Below are 21,752 nucleotides of genomic sequence, written 5' to 3'. Positions count from 1 at the left end.
CGCTCACGCCTCCTTCGGGTCGACGGGGCCGGCGGCGGGACCGGCGGGACGGCGGGTGCGGCGCAGCGGCGGCTTGGCACCGAGGCCCTTCGGGTCGAGTCCGGACCACTTGTGGCCGTTCGCGAAGAACTTGCGGCGGGCCAGGAGCGTCATCAGCGGCTTGGTGAAGAGGAAGACGACGACCACGTCGAGCAGCGTGGTGAGGCCCAGGGTGAAGGCGAAGCCCTGCACCTTGCCGACCGTGACGATGAACAGCACCGCGGCGGCGAGGAACGACACGAAGTCGGAGACCAGGATGGTGCGCCGGGCGCGCGGCCAGGCCCGCTCGACGGCGGGACGCAGCGTGCGGCCCTCGCGGATCTCGTCCCGGATGCGTTCGAAGTACACGATGAACGAGTCCGCGGTGATACCGATGGCGACGATGGCACCACAGACGGCGGGCAGGTTCAGCGCGAAGCCGATGGCCGGGCCGAGCAGCGACATGATCACGTAGGTGAGGATCGCGGAGACCACCAGGGACGCCATGGCCACGACGGACAGGCCGCGGTAGTAGACCACCAGGTAGATCACGACGAGCGCGAGACCGATCGCGCCGGCGAGCAGACCGGCGTGCAGCTGCTCACCGCCGAGCGCGGCGGTGACGGTGGTGACGGACTGCTCCTGGAAGGAGAGCGGCAGGGCGCCGTAAGACAGCACGTTGGCGAGGCTCTGGGCCTCCTCCTGCTTGAAGCTGCCGGAGATCTCCGCCTGGCCGCCGGTGATGGCCGAGCTGACGTACGGGCTGGAGATGACCTCTCCGTCGAGGACGATGCCGAACTCGTTCTGCGGGGGCTGGTTCTTGGCCAGCTCGCCGGTGATGTCCGCGAACTTCTTGGAACCGCTGCCGGTGAAGGTCATCTGGACCTGCCAGCCGGAGGCTCCCTGGGTGTCGAAGACCGCCTGCGCCTTCTTCACCTCGGTGCCGTCCACGGCGGCGGGGCCGAGCAGGTACTTGTACCAAACCTTGTCGATCTCGCCGCAGGCCACGGTGGTCTCGCCGGGCTTGGCGTTCTTGCCGGCGTTGGCGCGGTCGGTGGCCTTGCTGCAATCCAGGGCCGCGTACTGGGCCTGGAGCTTGGAGTCCGCGTTCGTGCCGCCGCTGGGGGTGGCCGAGGGGGTGGCCGACGGCTTGCCGCTGCCGGAGGAGGAAGCGCTCGGCGAGGGGGTGGAGTCGGCCTTCAGCGCGTCGGTGACGGCGCGGCCCTGGGAGGTCGCCGTGGCCGAGGGGGACGCGGAGCCGGACGAGGAGCCGGACGAGGAGGCCTTCTGCGGCGAGGAGGCGCTGGACGACGGGCTGGTGCTCGGCTTCGACGAGGAGCCGCCGCTGGGGGACGCGCTCGGCGAGGGGCTCTGCGCGGCGCCGCCGCTGGGCTCGCTGGCCAGGACCGGCCGGAAGTACAGCTTGGCGGTGGTGCCGACCTGCTCCTGGGCCTCCTTGGAGTTGGTGCCCTTGGGGATGTTGACGATGATGTTGTCGGTCCCCTGGGTCTGCACCTCCGCCTCGGAGACGCCGAGGCCGTTGACACGGCGGTTCATGATGTCGACCGCGGTGTCCATGTTGGCCTTGTTGATCGCGGACCCCTGGTCGGCCTTCGCCTTGAGCGTGATGCTCGTGCCACCGGCGAGGTCGATACCGAGACGCGGAGTGGTGTGCCCGGAGAGGAACATCCCCCCGGTGAGCGCCACGATGGCGATCAGGATGAGGGCCAGCGAGCGCCCTGGCTTGCTCTGGGCGCTCGCGCTTCGGCCCCTCTTAGGTGCTGCCACCTTCTCGTACTCCCTCTCGGGCCGCCCCGCGCCCCGTCGGCGCGGTCGGCCATGACATGGTGTCGGGCTCCCGTGCGGGAAACAGACGCGCCCGGGATGCGCGGGGCGCCATCATGCCGCCGTCGCGCCTCCCGGGGCGTGACTACTTCGCGTCGGAGTCGCCGTCGGTCTTCTTCGGCTCGTCCTCCGCCTTGGCGTCGGCGGCACCGGCCGCGTCGGCGTCCTCGGCGGCGTCCTTCTTACCGAGGTCGATCTTGTCGTCGGAGGCGGCGGCAGCGGCGGCAGGCCCGTCGGTCTCGTCGGTCTCGGTGAGGGAGGAGGCGTCGTCCGGGACGAGGCCGCCGTCGGACTTGAGGTCGTGCTCGACGCCGTGGACGATGCGGTTGTACTCGTCGTCGGTGAGGACGGCGCCGATGGCGTTCTTGGCGAAGAGAAGCTCGACGCCCGGTCCGGCGTCGAGGAGGACGGTGTCCTCGTTGACCTCCTTGACCGTCGCGTACATACCCCCGATCGTGCGGACACCGGAGCCGGGCTGCATCTCGTTCCGCATCTGGGCGGCCTGCTGCTGCTTCTTCTTGGCCGAACGCGTCATCAGGAACATCGCCGCGATGAGCACGATGAACGGGAGAAGGGTATAGGCATTCACGGGACGGAATTTCCTTCGCGCGACCGCGCGGGTGAGCGGCCTGTTGGATGGGGGTGTGGTCGGCACCGCCCACAAGGGCGGCATCGGCGGAGTCTAAGCGAGTCCGCTCGCATGGAACAACGCTCAGCATGGCACCTGGGTTCCTGCCCGCACCATTGCCCTCGCCGAGCGGTGACCATCACGCCCCGAACAGGTCCTGTTGTCCGTTTCCCGCACCGGACGAGCGCGGTGGGGTGAGGCCGAGATGCGACCATGCCGCCGGCGTGGCGACCCGGCCGCGCGGGGTGCGGGCGAGCAGACCCTCGCGGACCAGGAACGGTTCGGCGACCTCCTCGACGGTCTCCCGCTCCTCCCCCACCGCCACGGCGAGGGTCGACAGGCCGACCGGCCCGCCGCCGAACAGCTTCAGCAGGGCCTGGAGGACCGCGCGGTCGAGCCGGTCGAGGCCGCGCGCGTCCACCTCGTACACGGCGAGGGCGGCGGCCGCGATGTCGCGGGTGATCAGCCCGTCGGCCTTGACCTGCGCGTAGTCGCGGACCCGGCGCAGCAGGCGGTTGGCGATGCGGGGCGTGCCCCGGGAGCGGCCGGCGATCTCCGTGGCGCCGTCCGGCTCGATCTCGACGTCCAGCAGGGTCGCCGAGCGGTGCACGACCCGCTCCAGCTCGTGCGGTTCGTAGAACTCCATGTGCGCGGTGAAGCCGAAGCGGTCGCGCAGCGGCGGCGGCAGCAGGCCCGCGCGCGTGGTGGCGCCGACCAGGGTGAACGGCGGCAGCTCCAGCGGGATCGCGGTGGCGCCGGGGCCCTTGCCGACGATGACGTCGACGCGGAAGTCCTCCATGGCCATGTACAGCATCTCCTCGGCGGGCCGGGACATGCGGTGGATCTCGTCCAGGAAGAGGACCTCGCCCTCCTGGAGGGAGGAGAGGATCGCGGCGAGGTCGCCGGCGTGCTGGATGGCGGGGCCGGAGGTGATGCGGATCGGGGCGCCCATCTCCGCGGCGATGATCATCGACAGGGTGGTCTTGCCGAGGCCCGGCGCGCCGGAGAGCAGCACGTGGTCGGCGGTGGCGCCGCGCGCGCGTGCGGCGCGCAGGACGAGGTCGAGCTGTTCGCGGACCTTCTCCTGGCCGATGAACTCGCCGAGGTCCTTGGGGCGCAGGGCGGCCTCGACGGCCTGGTCCTCCCGGTCGGCGACAGAGCCCACCAGCCGCTCCTCGGCGGGCCCGACGAACCGCTCCTCGGCGGCGCCGTCGGTCGTGTCGTCCCAGTTCACGAAGTTCTCCTAGCGGTGGCGCAGGTCAGCGGGCGCGGTTCAGGGTCTGCAGGGCGGCCTTCAGCAACTGCCCGACCTGGGGCGTGCCGCCCGCGGCCTCGGCCTGCGGGGTGACGGCGGCGACCGCCTCGTCGGCCTCGCGGGTGGCGTAGCCCAGGCCGATCAGGGCCGCGTGCAGCTGGTCGCGCCAGCCCTGGCTGACGGGTGCGCCGACGGCGGGGGCGCCGACGGGCGCGCCGAGCCGGTCCTTCAGCTCCAGCAGCAGCTTCTGGGCACCCTTCTTGCCGATGCCGGGGACTGCGGTGAGGGCCTTCTCGTCACCGGTGGCGACCGCGCGGCGCAGCGCGTCCGGGGTGTGCACGGCGAGCATCGCCTGGGCCAGGCGCGGGCCGACGCCGCTCGCGGTCTGGAGCAGTTCGAAGACCTGGCGCTCGTCGTCGTCGGCGAAGCCGTACAGGGTGAGCGAGTCCTCGCGGACGACGAGGGAGGTGTGCAGCCTGGCCGGCCGGCCGATCCGCAGGGCCGACAGCGTGTTCGGGGTGCACTGGACGGCCATGCCGACGCCGCCGACCTCGACGACCGCGGCGTCGGGGGCGAGCGCGGCGACCGTGCCGCTGACGAAGGCGATCATGCCGTACGGCCTTTCGTTGCGTGGACTGCGTGCCGGGCGACGGCCTGCTGGAGCCGGTTCTGGGCGGGGGCCCGCCAGATGTGGCAGATGGCGAGCGCGAGGGCGTCGGCGGCGTCGGCCGGCTTGGGCGGCGCGGCGAGCCGGAGCAGCCGGGTCACCATGGCTCCGACCTGCGCCTTGTCGGCGCGCCCGGTGCCGGTGACGGCGGCCTTGACCTCGCTGGGGGTGTGCAGGGCGACGGGGATGCCGCGCCGGGCGGCGCACAGCATGGCGACGGCGCTGGCCTGGGCGGTGCCCATGACCGTGCGCACGTTGTGCTGGCTGAAGACGCGCTCCACGGCGACGAACTCGGGGCGGTGCTCGTCCATCCACTGCTCGATGCCCTGCTCCACGGCGAGCAGCCGGTGGCTGAGGTCGGCGTCCACGGGGGTCCGGACGACCCCGACGCCGACCATGGTGAGCGGACGGCCCGCGACCCCTTCGACGACACCGACCCCGCACCGGGTCAGCCCGGGGTCCACCCCCAGTACGCGCACGCGCGCCCTCCCTCCGGTCACCCCGTCGCTTGTTCGTGCAGGCTATCGGGTGCCACTGACAACGCCGTACAACGCGACGGGCCGACGGGGGTGTCCCGTCGGCCCGGTCAGCCAGCTGTGGGCGTTACGCGTCGACCTTCTCCATGATCTCGTCGCTCACGTCGAAGTTGGCGAAGACGTTCTGCACGTCGTCGCTGTCCTCCAGCGCGTCGATCAGCTTGAAGATCTTCTTCGCGCCCTCCTCGTCCAGTTCGACCTGCATGGTCGGGACGAAGTTGGCCTCGGCGGAGTCGTAGTCGATGCCGGCCTCCTGGAGGGCGGTGCGGACCGCGACCAGGTCGGTGGCCTCGCTGAGGACCTCGAAGGTCTCGCCGAGGTCGTTGACCTCCTCGGCGCCCGCGTCCAGGACGGCCATGAGGACCTCGTCCTCGGTCAGTTCGCCCTTGGGGACGATGACGACGCCCTTGCGGTTGAACAGGTACGACACCGAGCCCGGGTCGGCCATGGAGCCGCCGTTGCGGGTCATGGCGACGCGGACCTCGGAGGCGGCGCGGTTGCGGTTGTCGGTGAGGCACTCGATGAGCACCGCGACGCCGTTCGGGCCGTAGCCCTCGTACATGATCGTCTCGTAGTCGGCGCCGCCGGCCTCCAGGCCCGCGCCGCGCTTGACCGCGGAGTCGATGTTCTTGTTGGGGACCGACGACTTCTTCGCCTTCTGGATGGCGTCGTACAGCGTCGGGTTGCCCTCGGGGTCCGCGCCGCCCATCCGCGCCGCGACCTCGACGTTCTTGATGAGCTTCGCGAAGAGCTTGCCGCGCTTGGCGTCGATCACGGCCTTCTTGTGCTTCGTCGTGGCCCATTTAGAGTGGCCGGACATCTGCCTGTCTCCTTCGCGTAACCCATCCAGATACGAACGCCAGAGATCCTACAAGGACTCTCGTCCTACTCCGGTGTCCGGTGCGCGCGCACCATGTCGACGAACAGGGAGTGCACGCGGTGGTCGCCCGTCAGTTCCGGGTGGAACGACGTGGCGAGCGCGCTGCCCTGGCGTACGGCGACGATGTGGCCGTCGTGCTCGGCGAGCACCTCGGCCCCGGCGCCCACGGACTCCACCCACGGGGCGCGGATGAAGACGCCCTCCACAGGATCGCCCGGGACGCCCTTGACGTCGACCGCGGCCTCGAACGACTCGTTCTGCCGTCCGAAGGCGTTGCGGCGCACGATCATGTCGATGCCGCCGATGGTCTCCTGGCCCGAGCGCGGGTCGAGGATCTTGTCGGCGAGCATGATCATGCCCGCGCAGGTGCCGTAGACCGGCATGCCGGCGCGCACACGCGCGCGCAGGGGCTCCATCACGCCGAACAGGATGGCCAGCTTGGAGATGGTGGTGGACTCGCCGCCGGGCAGGACGAGGCCGTCGACCTCGGCGAGTTCCTCGGGGCGCCGCACCGGCCTGGCCACGGCGTCGGCCGCGGCCAGGGCGATGAGGTGCTCCCGTACGTCGCCCTGGAGGGCCAGGACGCCTATGACGGGGGTGTTCATGGGTTCCAGTGCCTTACCAGCCGCGGTTCGCGTAGCGCTCGGTCTCGGGGAGGGTGTCGCAGTTGATGCCGACCATGGCCTCGCCGAGGTTGCGGGAGGCGTCCGCGATGATCTTCGGGTCGTCGTAGAAGGTGGTGGCCTTGACGATGGCGGCGGCGCGCTTGGCCGGGTCGCCGGACTTGAAGATGCCGGAGCCGACGAAGACGCCCTCGGCGCCGAGCTGACGCATCAGGGCGGCGTCGGCCGGGGTGGCCACGCCACCGGCGGAGAACAGCACCACCGGGAGCTTGCCCAGCTCGGCGACCTCCTTGACCAGCTCGTACGGGGCGCGCAGCTCCTTGGCGGCGGCGTAGAGCTCGTGGTTGTCGAAGCCGCGCAGACGGGCGATCTCGTTCTTGATCTGGCGCAGGTGGCGGACGGCCTCGACGACGTTGCCGGTGCCGGCCTCGCCCTTGGAGCGGATCATCGCGGCGCCCTCGGCGATGCGGCGCAGGGCCTCGCCCAGGTTGGTGGCGCCGCAGACGAAGGGGGTGGTGAAGGCCCACTTGTCGGAGTGGTTGACCTCGTCGGCCGGGGTGAGCACCTCGGACTCGTCGATGTAGTCGACGCCGAGGGACTGGAGCACCTGGGCCTCGACGAAGTGGCCGATGCGGGACTTGGCCATGACCGGGATCGAGACGGCGTCGATGATGCCCTCGATCATGTCCGGGTCGGACATGCGGGCCACTCCGCCGTCCTTGCGGATGTCGGCCGGGACCCGCTCCAGGGCCATGACGGCGACGGCGCCCGCGTCCTCGGCGATCTTCGCCTGCTCCGGCGTGACGACGTCCATGATCACGCCGCCCTTGAGCTGCTCGGCCATGCCGCGCTTCACGCGGGCGGTGCCGGTCTCGGGAGCCTGGTTCTCGATGGTGGACACGGGTGACCTCACTGAAGGGGAAGAGGGTTTTCTGCACCGACGAGGAAACGTGAGTGGACCAGGCCACAGCAAGGGCCAATGACAAGCCGGTGGATCCTTTTGGTCCGCCCGTCGGTCAGGCGGCCCTCTCGGCCAGAGCCGCGGGCGGCTCGTCGTCCATCTCGAAGGCCAGCGGGAAGGGTGCGTGGCCGGCCAGCCGGAACCAGCGGACCTTGCGGTGCTCGCGGAGTCTGCGGGCGGCCCCCACGGCGTCGTTGTGGAAGCGGCGGGCCATCGGCACCCTGCGGACGGCCTCGGCCAGCTCACGGGCAGCCTCCTCGCCGCCGGGGGCCTCCCGTACGGCCTCCACCTGCGCCGGGTCCTCGAAGACCGCCCGCAGCGCCTGGCTCAGCTCGCTCTCGGCGACCTCCCGCTGCTCCTCCTCCGCCTGCCGGGCCGCGTGCGCGGCCTCGTAGAGCACGATCGAGGCGGCCGGGTCCAGCACGCCCGAGGTCGCCAGTTCCTGCGCCACGGAGGCCCGCCGCAGCAACTGGGCGTCGAGCGCGGCCCGGGCGGCGTCCATCCGCACGTGCAGCCGGTCCAGCCGCCCGGCCGTCCAGCTGAGGTACACGCCGACGGCGAGGAGCGCGACGAGGATCCAGATGAGGGTTGCGGTCACGCCGGAAGGCTATCGGCTGCGCGGACCGCTCCTACGCGCCAGTACCACCCCCACCGGGCACGGCCTCGCACCGGCTCGGGACAGGCCCGTACGACCGCGCCGCACTGCCGCCGCCCCGCACGGTCCCCCACCGGCTCCGGGCCGACCCGCACGACCGCGACCCGCTCCCGCCGCCCCGCACGACTCCGGGCACGCCGGTACGGCCCCGCGCCAAGTCAGTCCGAGCTCGGCCCGAACCGCGCCCGCCGACGCCCAAGGCCACCCGGAACCGCGGGACCCGCGGCTCAGTCCCGCGCCAGCCCGAAGCGGGCCCTCAGGCCCGTCGTCCGTTCGTCCGCGGCCACCGCTGCCGCGCCCGCCGTCACCGTCTCGTAGACGGACAGGATGTCCGCGCCGACCGTGGACCAGTCGAACCGCCGCACATGGGCGCTGCCGCGCTCGCGCAGTCGGATACGGCGGGCCGGGTCCTCCAGCAGCCGTACGGCCGCCTCGGCCAGCGCGTCGGCGTCCTCGTTGGTGAAGACCTCGCCGGCCTCGCCCTGGTCGAGGACCTGCACGAACGCGTCCAGGTCGGAGGCGAGCACGGGGGCACCCGCGGACATCGCCTCGACCAGGATGATGCCGAAGCTCTCCCCGCCGGTGTTGGGGGCGACGTACAGGTCGACGCTGCGCAGCAGCCGCGCCTTGTCCTCGTCGCTGATCATGCCGAGGAACTCGACGCGGGAGCGCAGTTCCTTCGGCAGGTCCTCGACGGCCGCTTCCTCGTCGCCGCGGCCGGCGACCAGCAGCCGGGCGCCGGGGCGGGCGGCGAGGATGCGCGGGAGAGCCCGCATCAGGACCGGCAGGCCCTTGCGGGGTTCGTCGATGCGGCCGATGAAGCCGATGGTGTCGCCCTGCCACTCCGGCTTGGGCTCGGCCTCGGCGAAGAAGTCCACGTCGACGCCGTTGGGGATGACCACCGCGTCCCCGCCGAGATGCTCGACCAGGGTGCGGCGGGCGTACTCGCTGACCGCGATCCGCGCGCTGATCTTCTCCAGCGCGGCCTGGAGGATCGCGTACGCGGCGATCATGGCGCGCGAGCGCGGGTTGGAGGTGTGGAAGGTGGCCACGATCGGGCCGGACGCCGCCCAGCAGGTCAGCAGGCCGAGCGAGGGCGAGGTCGGCTCGTGGATGTGCACCACGTCGAAGGCGCCCTCGTGCAGCCAGCGCCGCACCCGCGCGGCCGACAGGAAGCCGAAGTTCAGCCGGGCCACCGAGCCGTTGTACGGCACCGGGACCGCGCGGCCGGCCGAGACGACGTACGGCGGCAGCGGGGTGTCGTCGTCGGCCGGGGCGAGGACGGACACCTCGTGGCCGAGCCGGAGGAAGTACTCGGCGAGGTCACGGATGTGGAACTGGACGCCACCGGGCACGTCCCAGGAGTACGGGCAGACGATCCCGATTCTCACGCGGGTCCCTTCGCGGGGTCGAGGTCGGCGAGCCACAGCCGCTGGAGCATGTGCCAGTCCTCCGGGTGGTCGGCGATCCCGGTGGCGAAGGCGTCGGCCAGCGCCTGTGTCATGACAGACGTCCTCTCGGCCCGGGTGCCTGACTCGGGGACCTCGATCGCCGGATGCACCCGGCCCCGCATGACGGGCGAGTCGTCGTACCAGAGGGTGACGGGCAGCAGCAGCGCGCCGGTCTGCTGGGCCAGCAGGGCGGGTCCGGCCGGCATCCGGGCCGTGTCGCCGAAGAAGTCGACCTCGACGCCGGAGGCGGACAGGTCGCGGTCGGCCACCAGGCAGACCAGGCCGCCGTCGCGCAGCCTGCGGGCCAGGGTGCCGAAGGCGGAGCCGCCGCTGTGCGGCAGGACCTCCATGCCGAGGCCCTCGCGGTAGGCGACGAACCGGTCGTACAGCGTCTCGGGCTTCAGCCGCTCGGCGACCGTCGTGAACGGCGTCTTCAGCTCCGTGGTGACCCAGGCGCCGGCCAGGTCCCAGTTGGCCAGGTGGGGCAGGGCGAGTATCACGCCCCGGCCGGCGGCGAGGCCGTCGGTCAGGTGGTGCACGTCCTTGGGGTCGAAGCCCGTCCGCACGCGCTCGGCGCTCCAGGCCGGCAGCCGGAAGGACTCCATCCAGTAGCGCAGGTAGGAGCGCATGCCCGCGCGGGACAGCTCCGCCAGCCGCTCCGCCGTGGCGCCCGGCACCACGCGCGCGTAGTTGGCCTCCAGCCGCTGGACGCCCTTGCCGCGCTGCTTCCAGGCGAGGTCGGCGATGGTCCGGCCGAGGCGCACCGCGACCGGCTCGGGGAGCTTCTTGACGGTGCTCCAGCCGAGCCCGTAGAGCGTGTCGGTGAGCCGGTCGGCGGCGCTCACTGCGTCGCCTCGCTGGTGTTCTGCCGGGCCGCCGCCTCCGCCTCGGCGGACTCGCGGCGGACGGTGACGACCCGCTGGATCAGCGTGACCAGGCTGCCGATGGCGACGACCCACAGGGCGATGGGCAGCAGCCACTGGATGCCCGGCACGCCGAACTTGTGCAGGCCCGCGAAACCGGCCGCGACCAGCGAGATCACCAGCCGCTCGGCACGCTCGACGAGCCCGTTGACGGCGACCGGCAGCCCGATCGACTCGCCGCGCGCCTTGGTGTACGACACCACCTGGCCGCTCGCGAGGCAGAAGATCGACACCGCGCACAGCACGTTGTCGTTCCCGCTGCCCGCGTACCAGAGCGCGAAACCGCCGAAGATCGCTCCGTCGGCGACCCGGTCCAGGGTGGAGTCCAGGAAGGCGCCCCAGCGGCTGGATCGGCCCAGCTGGCGGGCCATGTTGCCGTCGACCAGGTCGGAGAAGACGAACAGAGTGATCACGACCGTGCCCCAGAAGAACTCGCCCCTGGGGTAGAAGACCAGCGCCCCCGCGACCACCCCGGCCGTGCCGATGAGCGTGACCGTGTCGGGGCTCACGCCCCGGCGGATGAGAAACGTGGCGAACGGTGTGAGGACACGCGTGAAGAATGCACGCGCGTACTTGTTCAGCATGGCCTTCCCGACGGTCGGTGTCGCCGCGGCCCCTGGTGACCGCCGGCTGGCCCATCGTAGCCACGCGCGCGTGTGCGTGACGGGCGGGCACCCACAGCCGCGCCGGGAACCGGCGCGTGCCGTCGCGCGCGGGGGCGTGCGTGACGCGATCGGTGCCGCGCGCGCACCCTGCGCATCCGTCGCGGTCCTTCGTATGGACGCGACGTGACGGGAGTGGAAAGCTCGAATAACCGCGGGCGTCGCCGGAGCCGCCGCACACGCGGATCCCGCGTGTCCGCGCCCACCCTCACCGTGCACGGGAGGCAGGATCATGGGCGACAAGGCACAGACACACCACCCCGGGGCCGCCGGCAGGGCTCTGGCGGCCGACCGACCCGCGTCCGTACGGAATGTGGTGCTGGTCGGCCACTCCGGCTCGGGAAAGACGACCCTCGTGGAGGCCCTCGCGCTGACCGCGGGGGCGGTGAACCGGGCGGGGCGCGTCGAGGACGGCGGCACCGTCTCCGACCACGACGACATCGAGCACCGGCAGCAGCGCTCGGTACAGCTCTCCCTGGTGCCCGTCGAATGGGACGGCATCAAGGTCAACCTGCTGGACACCCCGGGGTACGCCGACTTCGTCGGTGAGCTGAGGGCCGGTCTGCGGGCGGCGGACGCGGCCCTGTTCGTCGTCTCGGCCTCCGACGGCGTGGACGGCTCGACCAGGATGGTGTGGGAGGAGTGCGCGGCGGTCGGCATGCCCCGCGCGATCGTGATCACGCACCTGGAAGCCGCGCGCGCGGACTTCGAGGAGATGACGCGCACCTGCGCGGAGGCCTTCGGCGGTGACGACCCCGACGCCGTCCTGCCCCTGTACCTGCCGCTGCGCGGCCCCGAGGGCCCCGACGGGCACGCGCCCGTGACCGGGCTCGTCGGACTGCTGTCGCAGAAGCTGTTCGACTACTCGACCGGGGAGCGCAAGGAGTCCGAGCCCGGCGAGGACCAGCTTCCCGGCATCGAGGAGGCCCGCAACCGGCTCATCGAGGGGATCATCGCGGAGAGCGAGGACGAGACCCTCATGGACCGCTATCTGGGCGGCGAGCAGGTCGAGGTCAAAACGCTGATCGAGGACCTGGAGCGGGCCGTGGCACGCGGTGCGTTCTTCCCCGTGCTGGCCGCCGCCCCCGCCGCCGAGGGCGCCAGGCAGGGCCTCGGCACGGTCGAGCTGCTGGAGCTGGTCACGCGCGGCTTCCCGACCCCGTTCGAGCACCCGCTGCCGGGGGTGACCACCATCGACGGCGAGCCGCGCGAGCTGAAGCCGTGCGACACGGACGGCCCGCTGGTCGCCGAGGTCGTCAAGACCTCCTCGGACCCGTACGTCGGCCGGATCTCGCTGGTCCGCGTCTTCTCCGGCACCCTGCGCCCGGACCAGACCGTGCACGTCTCCGGGCACGGTCTCGCCGACCGCGGGCACGAGGACCACGACGTGGACGAGAAGGTCGGCGCCCTGTCCATGCCCTTCGGCAAACAGCAGCGCCCGGTCACCCACGCCGTCGCCGGCGACCTGGTCTGCGTGGCCAAGCTCAGCCGCGCCGAGACCGGCGACACCCTCTCCGCCAAGGACGACCCGCTCCTGATGGAGCCCTGGCAGATGCCCGACCCGCTGCTGCCGCTCGCCATCCACGCGCACAGCAAGGCCGACGAGGACAAGCTCTCCCAGGGGTTGTCCCGGCTGGTCGCCGAGGACCCGACCATGCGCCTGGAACAGAACCAGGACACCCACCAGGTCGTGCTGTGGTGTCTGGGCGAGGCCCACGCCGACGTCGCCCTGGAACGGCTGCGCAGCCGCTACGGCGTCCAGGTCGACGTCGTCGCGCACCGGGTCTCCCTCCGGGAGACGTTCGCGACCCGGGCCGCCGGGCGCGGCCGGCACGTCAAGCAGTCCGGCGGCCACGGCCAGTACGCCATCTGCGAGATCGAGGTCGAACCGCTGCCGGGCGGCTCGGGCATCGAGTTCGTGGACAAGGTGGTCGGCGGCGCGGTGCCCCGCCAGTTCATCCCCTCCGTCGAGAAGGGCGTGCGCGCCCAGGCCGCCAAGGGCGTCGCCGCCGGCTACCCCCTGGTCGACGTGCGGGTCACGCTGGTGGACGGCAAGGCCCACTCGGTGGACTCCTCCGACGCCGCCTTCCAGACGGCGGGCGCGCTCGCGCTGCGCGAGGCCGCGGCGGACGCCAAGATCCATCTGCTGGAGCCGGTCGCCGAGGTGACCGTCCTGGTCGGCGACGACTACGTGGGCGCCGTGATGAGCGACCTCTCCAGCCGTCGCGGCCGGCTGCTCGGCACCGAACAGGTGGGCACGGGACGGACGTTGATCCGCGCCGAGGTGCCCGAGTTCGAGATCGGGCGGTACGCCGTCGACCTGCGCTCGCTCTCGCACGGCACGGCCCGCTTCGACCGGAGTTACGCCCGGCACGAGCCGATGCCGCCGCAGATCGCCGAACGCGTCCGCGAACAGGCCGGGGACGAGGCGTAGTACACCGGCGCACGACCGGCGCACGGGCGGGCGGCTTCGGCCGTCCGCCCCCACGTTGTCGGTGCGGGCGGATACGCTGATCACCTGGTGCCGTCGTGCGGCAACCGACCGGCAGCCGACCGGTGTCGGCACGACGGCCGGTCCAACAGGTGTGCGGAGCAGGGAAGTCGGGAAGGCCGCAGGAACGGCACCGGCGGCGATGGGGGCGGGAATGTCGTTTGGAACGGAGTGGGACGGGCCCCAGGTACCCGTCTCGGGCGACGAGGGACAGGCGGCGACCTCCGCACTGGCCTCCGCGGCGTACCGGGACAGCCCGATCGAGGAGATCAAGAAGGCCGACAACGAGTGGCACCAGTCGACCGTGAAGCCCGGCCGGATGAAGATGTTCCGGCCCAATCTCGGTGAGGCGTTCTCCCGGGCCCTCGTCGACCGGATGCTCGCCCCCGGCCGCAAGCCGCTCATCCAGTCCTTCGGCTCCGAACCGCAGTTCGTCGTCGAACACGCCCTGGCCGCCAACAACATCCGCCGGGAGCGCGACAACCGCCTGACCACCATCACCGTCGTCTGCGGTCTGCTCTTCCTGCCCGGGATGATCGGCTGGCTGCTCGTCTTCCAGCTGCGCACCCTCGTCGCGAAGCGCGACGACAAGCGGGCCGGGACACTGGCCACCGCGCTCCTGCTGGGCGTCGGTCTGCTCGCCGCGCTGTTCCTGATCAAGATGCCGTTCTCCGGCTTCTGGGCCTGGTACGCCCGCGCGGCCGTGGTCGTCCCCGTGCTCGGCTGGTTCTGGGCCAAGCAGATCTGCGAGCGCACCGCCAAGGACCTGCGGGCCCGCTGGGACGGCCTGCTCTCCGGCACCAGCGTCGGCGCCAAGGTCCCGGAGGCCGTGCCGCGCGGGCCCGGCCAGACCGCCGCGGAGGCGCTGCGCCAGTCACTGGCCCGGCTGAGCGCCGAGCAGCAGTCGAACTCGGTCTTCTACGCCGGCCCCAAGGGCATACTCGGCATGGGCACCCGCTGGGGGGCCTGGCAACTCGCCGAGGACCTCGTGCCCGCCGACCCCGGCCGGGAGATCCACCCCTTCCGCAGCTGGGACGTCGTACGCGCGATCCACGACCAACTGTCCCTCCTGGAGCGCGGCCCGCTGAACACCGGCGGCTTCCCCAAGCCGTCGATACGGCACTGGATCGTCACCCCGATCGGCGAGAAGGCCACGGCGGTGTCCCGGCCCGAGGGCACCGACGTCGAGGCCTTCCAGGTCAAGCCGCACGCCATACAGGACATCTGCAACAAGCAGCAGTTCGGCAGCGGCGACCGGCACTACCTGGGCGTGCAGTGGACCCTCTGGGACGGGCAGTTGGTCATCACCATGCTGATCACCGTCACCGTGCTGCACGAGACGCTGCGCATCGAGGTCACCGGGCACGCCCTCGGACCGGTGAACTCGCTGTTCACCGGCAAGCCGGAGGCGCCGACCAAGGAGGTCGCCAAGTCCTTCAAGCCCTGGGAGAACCGCACGATCAAGCTGCCGCTGGTCACCACCGACGAGGTGGTACGGCTCGCCGTACGCGCCCCGCTGACCTGGTACCCGCCGCTGCTGAACTGGCTCGGCGGCTCCCTCGGCCTGCCCGAGCCGTTCGGCCTGCGGCACGCCTGGGCCGACCAGCCGTGGCGCCACCGCTTCATGGCCGACGACGCGCTGCGCGCGGCCACACCGGTGCTGCGCGTGGTCCACTCCGCCGCGATCAAGCTCCTGGAGGAGAACGGCGTGAACACGGAGAAGTTCGGTGCCCGCTCCGCCTTCCTCAGCGGCAACGTCCAGGACCCGATGCCGAAGAAGGCCGACGTCTACGACGCGTAGTCCTCCGGCGGTCCGGCCGGTGCGGGGGCGTGGGGCTTCGACCACCGGGGGGCTTCGACCACCGGGGCTGCGGCCCCCAGATCCCCGCATCGGCCGAGGACGGCCTCGTCCTCACCCGCCGGACGAGCTCACGCCGGACGGGCTCACACCGCCGACGGCCACGCCTCCGCCAGCATCTTCCGGGTGTCCGCCAGGAGCTGCGGCAGCACCCGCGTGTGGCCCACGACCGGCATGAAGTTCGTGTCGCCGCCCCAGCGCGGGACGATGTGCTGGTGCAGATGCGCGGCGATACCGGCCCCCGCGACCCCGCCCTGGTTCATGCCGATGTTGAACCCCTGGGCGCCGGACGCGGTCCGCAGGGCGGTCATCGCCTGCTTGGTCAGCTCCGCCAGCTCGGCGGTCTCCGGCCCGGTCAGCTCCGTGTAGTCGGCCACGTGGCGGTAGGGCACGGTCATCAGGTGGCCGCCGTTGTACGGGTACAGGTTGAGCACCGCGTACACATGCTCACCGCGCCGGACGATCAGCCCGTCCTCGTCCGACTTGGCCGGAATCGAGCAGAAGGGGCAGCCGTCGCCGGCTCCGGGGCCGGTCGGCTTGTTCTCACCCTGGATGTAGGCCATCCGGTGGGGCGTCCACAGGCGCTGGAACGCGTCCTGCGTCCCCACTCCGATCTGCTGCTCCGGCTCACTCGTCATGCTAGGCAGCATATGGCTTCACCCCTTCCCGGCGTGTCGCCGGGGCGGGGTGCCGACACCTCCCGGCCGAGCCTGGCCGGTGGACGACGACCGCCGTACGCGGCGCGGGGAGGACGGGAAAGCCCCCGGGACGGTGGTCCCGGGGGCCTGGGCGCTCAGGCGGTTCAGACCTGGGTCCGCTCCTCGACCACCTTGGCGATCTTCGCGATGGCCTCGTCGAACGGGATGCCGTTCTCCTGCGAGCCGTCGCGGTAGCGGAAGGACACCGAGCCGTTCGACATGTCCTCGTCGCCCGCGATGACCATGAAGGGGACCTTCTGCTTCTGGGCGTTGCGGATCTTCTTCTGCATGCGGTCCGAGGAGGAGTCCACCTCGACGCGCAGCCCCCGCTTCCTGGCCGCGGTCGCGAACGTGTGCAGGTACTCCACGTGCGCGTCGCCGATCGGGATGCCGATCGCCTGGACCGGGGCCAGCCACGCCGGGAAGGCACCCGCGTAGTGCTCCAGCAGGACGGCGAAGAAGCGCTCGATGGAGCCGAACAGCGCGCGGTGGATCATGACCGGGCGCTGCTTGGAGCCGTCCGGGCCCGTGTACTCCAGGTTGAACCGCTCGGGCAGGTTGAAGTCGAGCTGGATCGTCGACATCTGCCAGGTCCGGCCGATGGCGTCCTTGGCCTGGACGGAGATCTTAGGGCCGTAGAAGGCGGCACCGCCCGGGTCGGGGACGAGGGGCAGGCCCTGCTTCTCGGCGACCTGGCGCAGGGTCTCGGTCGCCTCCTCCCAGACCTCGTCGGAGCCGACGAACTTCTCCGGGTCCTTGGTGGACAGCTCCAGGTAGAAGTCGGTCAGACCGTAGTCGCGCAGCAGGCCGAGGACGAAGGTGAGCGTCTTGTCCAGCTCGTCGGACATCTGCTCACGGGTGCAGTAGATGTGCGCGTCGTCCTGCGTGAAGCCCCGCGCCCGGGTCAGGCCGTGCACGACGCCCGACTTCTCGTACCGGTACACGGTCCCGAACTCGAAGAGGCGCAGTGGCAGTTCGCGGTACGACCGGCCGCGCGCGTCGAAGATCAGGTTGTGCATCGGGCAGTTCATGGGCTTGAGGTAGTAGTCCACGCCCTCGTCGAGCTGCATGGGCGGGTACATGCCCTCGGCGTACCAGTCCAGGTGCCCGGACGTCTCGAAGAGCTTCCCCTTCGTCGCGTGCGGGGTGTAGACGAACTCGTAGCCCTCTTCCTCGTGGCGGCGCCGCGAGTAGTCCTCCATGACCCGGCGGACGATGCCGCCCTTGGGGTGGAAGACGGCCAGGCCGGAGCCGATCTGCTCGGGGATGGAGAACAGGTCCAGCTCGGAGCCGAGCTTGCGGTGGTCGCGCTTCTCGGCCTCGGCGAGGAAGTCCAGGTACGCCTTCAGCTCGTCCTTGGACGGCCAGGCGGTGCCGTAGATGCGCTGGAGCATCGGGTTCTTCTCGCTGCCGCGCCAGTAGGCGGCCGCGTTGCGCATCAGCTTGAACGCCGGGATCAGCCGGGTGGAGGGCAGGTGCGGACCGCGGCACAGGTCCTTCCAGCACAGCTCGCCGGTCTTGGCGTCCAGGTTGTCGTAGATCGTCAGCTCGCCGGCGCCGACCTCGACGTCCGCGCCGTCGTCGTGCGAGGCCGAGCCCTTGAGGCCGATCAGCTCCAGCTTGTACGGCTCGTCCGCCAGCTCCTCGCGCGCGGCGTCGTCGGTGACGACACGGCGGGCGAACTTCTGCCCGCGCTTCTGGATCTCCTGCATCTTCTTCTCGATGGCCTTGAGATCCTCGGGCGTGAACGGCTTCTCGACGTCGAAGTCGTAGTAGAAGCCGTCCTTGACGGGCGGGCCGATGCCCAGCTTGGCCTCGGGGAAGAGTTCCTGCACGGCCTGCGCCATGACGTGCGCGGTGGAGTGGCGCAGGATGTTCAGGCCGTCCTCGGACGCGATCTCGACGCCCTCGACCTCGTCACCGTCGGACAGGGCGTGGGTGAGGTCCTTCAGCTCGCCGCCCACGCGCGCGGCGATGATCGAGCGCTCGCCCGCGAAGAGGTCGGCGGCCGTAGTGCCCGTCGTCACCACGCGTTCTTCCCGCTCGGAATCGCGTTGGATGATCACACGGACGTCTGACACCGGTCTCTCCTGACTGAAGGTGGGGTGCGGCGCCATACCAGGAGCGCGCGCACAGGCGATCGTACCGACCCGACGGCACCGACCGCGAAACGGTCACCCTCGGTCGCCCTTCGCTCACGCTTCCCCGCACGCCTCCTCGAAGAAGTCGAGGTTCTCCTGGAGGGACTTCAGCAGCCGGTCCCGCTCGGCCTCGTCGACCTGCACGGGTACGACGCCGGAGGCGCCGGTGAGCCTGCGGAAGCCGCCCCGGCGCTCCAGCCGGCCGTGCACGCGGACGGGGAGGCCGACGAGGTGGGCGTGGCCGGCGATGCGGTAGTCCTCCTCGTCGAGGGTGACGCGGACGTGCGGGACGTCGGCGCCGGCGAGGACGCGCAGGCGTACGGTGCCCGCGCCGCCGGGCCCGGAGCGGCGCATGCGGACGACGGCGCCGGTGACGCTGACCGGGACGGAGGGTTCGGCGCGGAGGTAGCGGGCGGCGGCCTCGTGGAGCGCGGGCAGGTCGCCGGGTGAGAACTCGACGGGTTCGGCGGAGGGGGCGCAGCCCGCGGGGGCGCCGGTGCCGGGGGCCCAGGCGACGGCGACGCGGGCGCCCTCGGTGCCGCGGACGAGGGCGGCGAGCGCCTCGGTGAGTTCCCGGCTGACGCCGGCCTCGACGGCGCCGTCGAAGGCGTCCATGCCGCCGGTGGCCCGCCGGTAGTCGATGGCCTCGCGGGCGGCGTGGAGGGCCTGGTGGAGGCGGACGGCGAGGGGGCGGCCGGCGCTCACGGGAACGAAGGCGGTGAGGGTGCGTCCCTCGGCGGCGGGGCCGACGAGGACGTCGTCCAGGAGGGCGGCGGCGGAGCGGCGGTGCCGGGCGCCGTAGTAGCCGGCACGCGCGCGTGTGGCGAGCGCGGCGGCGAGCAGCAGGTGCCGGGCGGCGCCGCGCAGGTCGTCGTCGGCGGTCCAGGGGGCGGCGCCGGCGGGCCCGCCCGGGGTGTCGCGCCACCAGCGGACCTCGTCGCTGGGTACGGCGAGGGAGATCAGGACCTCGCGCGCGGAGGGGGTGTGGCTGCGGGCGAGGGCGTCGAGGGCCTCGCCGATCAGGTCGTCGCTGTCGGGGAAGGCGCGGCTCTCGGGGACGAGCAGGCTGGTTCCGCCGCCGCCCGGTCCGGGCGGGGTCCAGCGGCCGTACCGGCCGGGTGCTCCGCCGCGCCGCTGCCAGCCGTGCCGGCGCAGCAGGGCGCCGAACACGGCGGGGTCGACGTCGGCGGGCTCGGGCGGCCGGTCCCAGGGGAGGTCGTCGGGGTGCGGCCGGACCTGCCGTACCGGCTCGTCACAGGGACGGTTCCTCATGGTCTGCCTCCCGTCCCGACCCGCGTCATGATCTCGCAGAGCGCCCGGTCGTCGAAGATGCGCGAGGTCGGTATCCGCACGGTGGTCCGGTTCCGGCCGGTGATGGGCTGGCCGGCGAGGTTGATCCAGTAGCAGCAGTGCCTCAGGTCGAGGCGGTCGTGGCCGGCGCGCAGCCAGTCGCCCTGGGAGCGCGGCACGAGCATGACGACCAGGATCTTGTGCACCGAGACGGGGGTGCGGGCGAGCTTGCGCAAGTGGTCGTTGTCGAGGGTGAAGGAGAAGGAGCGCCCCGGAGGGTTCGGCGCGATCTGGTAGGTGGCCTTCAGCTGCACCTTGATCGTGACCTCGTCGTCGACGGTGTGTCCGGGCGCGCTGTGGCTGACGTGCCAGTCGATGCCGTTGTCCGGGAAGGGCTGGGACAGCGAGCAGCCGGCCGCGGCGGCGACCGCGTGCAGATAGCCGACCTGCAATGTCTCCATGCAGGCGGTGATGGCGAGCGAGCCGCGAAGGTGGCCCGGACGTTCGGGCAGCAGCCCGCCCCGCTCGGGCTGCGCTATGGCCATGACCAACAGCCTTCCAAGGCAAGGGTTTCCCCGCTGTGGGCCGCTGAACTGCAAAGACCCGTACTCCTGTTGTCTCCTCCCGGCGTACGGCGCAAACGGCCCGGGTATCACCAAACGGGCAGAAGACGGAACGTCATCTGCCATCGGTGAACGAGGAGTTGGGTTGCGATGACGACCTGGTACGAGGGGCCGCTGGCCGCCTTCGACACGGAGACGACGGGCGTGGACGTGGAGACCGACCGGATCGTGTCGGCCGCCGTCGTCGTCCAGGACGCGCCGGGGACCCGGCCCCGGATCACCCGGTGGCTGGTGAACCCGGGTGTGCCGGTGCCGGAGGCGGCGACGGCGGTGCACGGGCTGACGGAGGAGCACGTGCAGCACAACGGGCGCTGGCCGGCCCCGGTGATGTACGAGATAGCCGAGCAGCTGGCCGAGCACACGGCGCTGGGCCGGCCGCTGGTGGTGATGAACGCGCCGTTCGATCTGACGCTGCTGGACCGGGAGTTGCGCCGGCACCGGGCGTCGTCGCTGGACCGCTGGTTCGAGTCGGCGCCGCTCAGGGTGCTGGACCCGCGGGTGCTGGACAAACACCTGGACCGGTACCGCAAGGGCCGGCGCACGCTGACGGACCTGTGCGCGCACTACGGGGTGACCCTCCAGGACGCGCATGACGCGGCGGCGGACGCACTGGCCGCGATGGATGTCGTACGGGCGCTGGGCCGCCGGTTCGCGGCCCGGCTGGAGCGGCTGTCCCCCGCCGACCTGCACACCTTGCAGGCGAACTGGCACGCGGCGCAGGCGCGGGGGTTGCAGGCGTGGTTCGCGCGCAGCGGCTCGGAGGAGGTCGTCAGCACGGAGTGGCCGCTCAGGCCCGAGCTGCCGGCGGCGGCGTGACGGGCCCGGCGGCATGAAGAAGGCCGGCCCGCGACGGCGGACCGGCCTTTCCCGGTGGGCGATACTGGGTTCGAACCAGTGACCTCTTCGGTGTGAACGAAGCGCTCTCCCACTGAGCTAATCGCCCGGGAACGCACTGAACAATACAGGTCCCGGCGCGGTTCGTTCAAACCGCTTCCAGGTGGCGCAGCAGTCCGCGCCGTCCGGCCCGCATCATCAGCCGGTGATTGAGGCGGAAGAGCGGCCGTCCCGGTACGGCGAGCCGCCTGAGCAGGGGCTTGCGGACGCGGACCTCCTGGTCGTACCGGGCGAGGGTGCCGGGGTCGCCGGGGGTGACCGTCCAGCGGGCCCAGCCGTCGATGTCGCCGGACAGGGTGACCTCCAGGACCCCGGCGGCCTGGTCCCGGCGGGTCGCCCGCACGGTGGACGTGAGGGCGTACGGCAGCGCGGACCGGATGGTGATCACACCGGTTTCGTCGTCCAGCCGGGTCACCGCCCGCACCTGTGGCCACCAGCGGGGATAGTCCTCGGCCCGCTCCAGTGCCGCGTACACGGTGGCCGGCGGGGCGGGCAGGGGCCACACGCTGCGGAAGTGGTAGTGGTTCCAGTCCATGCGTCGAGTGTGCGCGAAGGCGCGCGGGCATATGAGTACGGGTACTCATGCGCCGGGCCGCGGCCGGCGTCAGACTGGGGGCGCGAGCGCCGCCGCCCGTGCGACGGCGCTCCCCCGG

The 21,752-nt window shown here is 71.8% G+C and carries 20 protein-coding genes and 1 tRNA gene; 3 read left to right on the top strand and 18 right to left on the bottom strand.

Going from position 1 to position 21,752, the window contains the following annotated elements; translation table 11 throughout:
* Positions 1–3 precede the first annotated feature (3 nt).
* The 12 genes from secD to pgsA all read right to left on the bottom strand — a co-directional run bounded on the left by secD (position 4) and on the right by pgsA (position 11,026).
* Positions 4–1,806 (bottom strand): protein translocase subunit SecD, encoded by a 1,803-nt coding sequence (gene secD, locus IE273_RS10655; RefSeq protein ID WP_189814889.1) that lies wholly within the window; start codon positions 1,804–1,806, stop codon positions 4–6.
* A gap of 142 nt (positions 1,807–1,948) precedes the next feature.
* On the bottom strand, positions 1,949–2,452 hold the full coding sequence (yajC, locus tag IE273_RS10650; RefSeq protein ID WP_189814888.1) for a preprotein translocase subunit YajC: 504 nt from the start codon (positions 2,450–2,452) through the stop codon (positions 1,949–1,951).
* Positions 2,453–2,630: 178 nt separating this feature from the next.
* On the bottom strand, positions 2,631–3,725 hold the full coding sequence (gene ruvB / locus IE273_RS10645) for a Holliday junction branch migration DNA helicase RuvB (protein ID WP_189814887.1): 1,095 nt from the start codon (positions 3,723–3,725) through the stop codon (positions 2,631–2,633).
* Between the two features lie 25 nt (positions 3,726–3,750).
* A complete protein-coding gene (gene ruvA, locus IE273_RS10640) occupies positions 3,751–4,356 on the bottom strand; it encodes a Holliday junction branch migration protein RuvA (protein ID WP_189814886.1) in 606 nt (201 codons plus the stop codon).
* Complete coding sequence (gene ruvC / locus IE273_RS10635; RefSeq protein ID WP_189814885.1) at positions 4,353–4,892, bottom strand: crossover junction endodeoxyribonuclease RuvC; 540 nt, start codon at positions 4,890–4,892, stop codon at positions 4,353–4,355. Before ruvC ends, ruvA begins: the two co-directional genes overlap by 4 nt.
* Before the next feature lie 124 nt (positions 4,893–5,016).
* Entirely contained in the window at positions 5,017–5,769 is a 753-nt protein-coding gene (locus IE273_RS10630; protein WP_189814884.1) for a YebC/PmpR family DNA-binding transcriptional regulator, read from the bottom strand.
* A gap of 65 nt (positions 5,770–5,834) precedes the next feature.
* On the bottom strand, positions 5,835–6,434 hold the full coding sequence (gene pdxT / locus IE273_RS10625; protein WP_189814883.1) for a pyridoxal 5'-phosphate synthase glutaminase subunit PdxT: 600 nt from the start codon (positions 6,432–6,434) through the stop codon (positions 5,835–5,837).
* 13 nt (positions 6,435–6,447) lie between these two features.
* Positions 6,448–7,353, bottom strand: coding sequence for a pyridoxal 5'-phosphate synthase lyase subunit PdxS (gene pdxS, locus IE273_RS10620; protein WP_014671557.1), 906 nt, complete (start codon positions 7,351–7,353; stop codon positions 6,448–6,450).
* A 115-nt stretch (positions 7,354–7,468) separates the two neighbouring features.
* Entirely contained in the window at positions 7,469–8,011 is a 543-nt protein-coding gene (locus IE273_RS10615) for a LemA family protein (RefSeq protein ID WP_189814882.1), read from the bottom strand.
* A 284-nt stretch (positions 8,012–8,295) separates the two neighbouring features.
* Positions 8,296–9,459, bottom strand: a complete 1,164-nt coding sequence (locus IE273_RS10610; RefSeq protein WP_189814881.1) for a glycosyltransferase family 4 protein — start codon at positions 9,457–9,459, stop codon at positions 8,296–8,298.
* Positions 9,456–10,364, bottom strand: a complete 909-nt coding sequence (locus IE273_RS10605) for a phosphatidylinositol mannoside acyltransferase (RefSeq protein WP_189814880.1) — start codon at positions 10,362–10,364, stop codon at positions 9,456–9,458. The genes IE273_RS10610 and IE273_RS10605 overlap by 4 nt, the downstream gene beginning before the upstream one ends.
* Positions 10,361–11,026, bottom strand: coding sequence for a phosphatidylinositol phosphate synthase (gene pgsA, locus IE273_RS10600; RefSeq protein WP_189814879.1), 666 nt, complete (start codon positions 11,024–11,026; stop codon positions 10,361–10,363). The genes IE273_RS10605 and pgsA overlap by 4 nt, the downstream gene beginning before the upstream one ends.
* 310 nt (positions 11,027–11,336) lie before the next feature.
* Here pgsA and IE273_RS10595 point away from each other — a divergent pair, with 310 nt between their 5' ends.
* Entirely contained in the window at positions 11,337–13,538 is a 2,202-nt protein-coding gene (locus IE273_RS10595; RefSeq protein ID WP_189814878.1) for an elongation factor G-like protein EF-G2, read from the top strand.
* A gap of 211 nt (positions 13,539–13,749) precedes the next feature.
* Positions 13,750–15,396, top strand: coding sequence for an AbeC-like domain-containing protein (locus tag IE273_RS10590; RefSeq protein ID WP_189814877.1), 1,647 nt, complete (start codon positions 13,750–13,752; stop codon positions 15,394–15,396).
* A gap of 143 nt (positions 15,397–15,539) precedes the next feature.
* Here IE273_RS10590 and IE273_RS10585 read toward each other — a convergent pair whose 3' ends face one another.
* From IE273_RS10585 to IE273_RS10570, 4 genes are all read right to left on the bottom strand, one after another.
* Positions 15,540–16,103: an HIT family protein gene (locus IE273_RS10585; RefSeq protein ID WP_189814876.1), complete on the bottom strand. Its 564-nt coding sequence runs from the start codon at positions 16,101–16,103 to the stop codon at positions 15,540–15,542.
* Between the two features lie 152 nt (positions 16,104–16,255).
* Positions 16,256–18,232 carry a threonine--tRNA ligase gene (gene thrS, locus IE273_RS10580; RefSeq protein WP_189814875.1) on the bottom strand — a complete coding sequence of 659 codons (1,977 nt, stop codon included), beginning with the start codon at positions 18,230–18,232 and terminating at the stop codon, positions 16,256–16,258.
* Positions 18,233–18,346: 114 nt separating this feature from the next.
* Complete coding sequence (locus IE273_RS10575; RefSeq protein ID WP_189814874.1) at positions 18,347–19,564, bottom strand: hypothetical protein; 1,218 nt, start codon at positions 19,562–19,564, stop codon at positions 18,347–18,349.
* On the bottom strand, positions 19,561–20,127 hold the full coding sequence (locus tag IE273_RS10570; RefSeq protein WP_189814873.1) for a DUF4365 domain-containing protein: 567 nt from the start codon (positions 20,125–20,127) through the stop codon (positions 19,561–19,563). Before IE273_RS10570 ends, IE273_RS10575 begins: the two co-directional genes overlap by 4 nt.
* Before the next feature lie 168 nt (positions 20,128–20,295).
* Here IE273_RS10570 and IE273_RS10565 point away from each other — a divergent pair, with 168 nt between their 5' ends.
* A complete protein-coding gene (locus tag IE273_RS10565) occupies positions 20,296–21,021 on the top strand; it encodes a 3'-5' exonuclease (RefSeq protein ID WP_189814872.1) in 726 nt (241 codons plus the stop codon).
* 55 nt (positions 21,022–21,076) lie between these two features.
* Here the strand turns inward: IE273_RS10565 and IE273_RS10560 are convergent.
* Both IE273_RS10560 and IE273_RS10555 read right to left on the bottom strand, forming a co-directional pair.
* Positions 21,077–21,148 (bottom strand) — tRNA-Val (locus IE273_RS10560).
* A gap of 39 nt (positions 21,149–21,187) precedes the next feature.
* A complete protein-coding gene (locus IE273_RS10555; RefSeq protein WP_189814871.1) occupies positions 21,188–21,634 on the bottom strand; it encodes an SRPBCC family protein in 447 nt (148 codons plus the stop codon).
* Positions 21,635–21,752 lie beyond the last annotated feature (118 nt).

This window comes from Streptomyces olivaceoviridis (assembly GCF_014650115.1).
Classification (GTDB): Bacteria; Actinomycetota; Actinomycetes; order Streptomycetales; family Streptomycetaceae; genus Streptomyces; species Streptomyces olivaceoviridis.
This window is presented reverse-complemented; position numbering and strand designations above follow the sequence as displayed.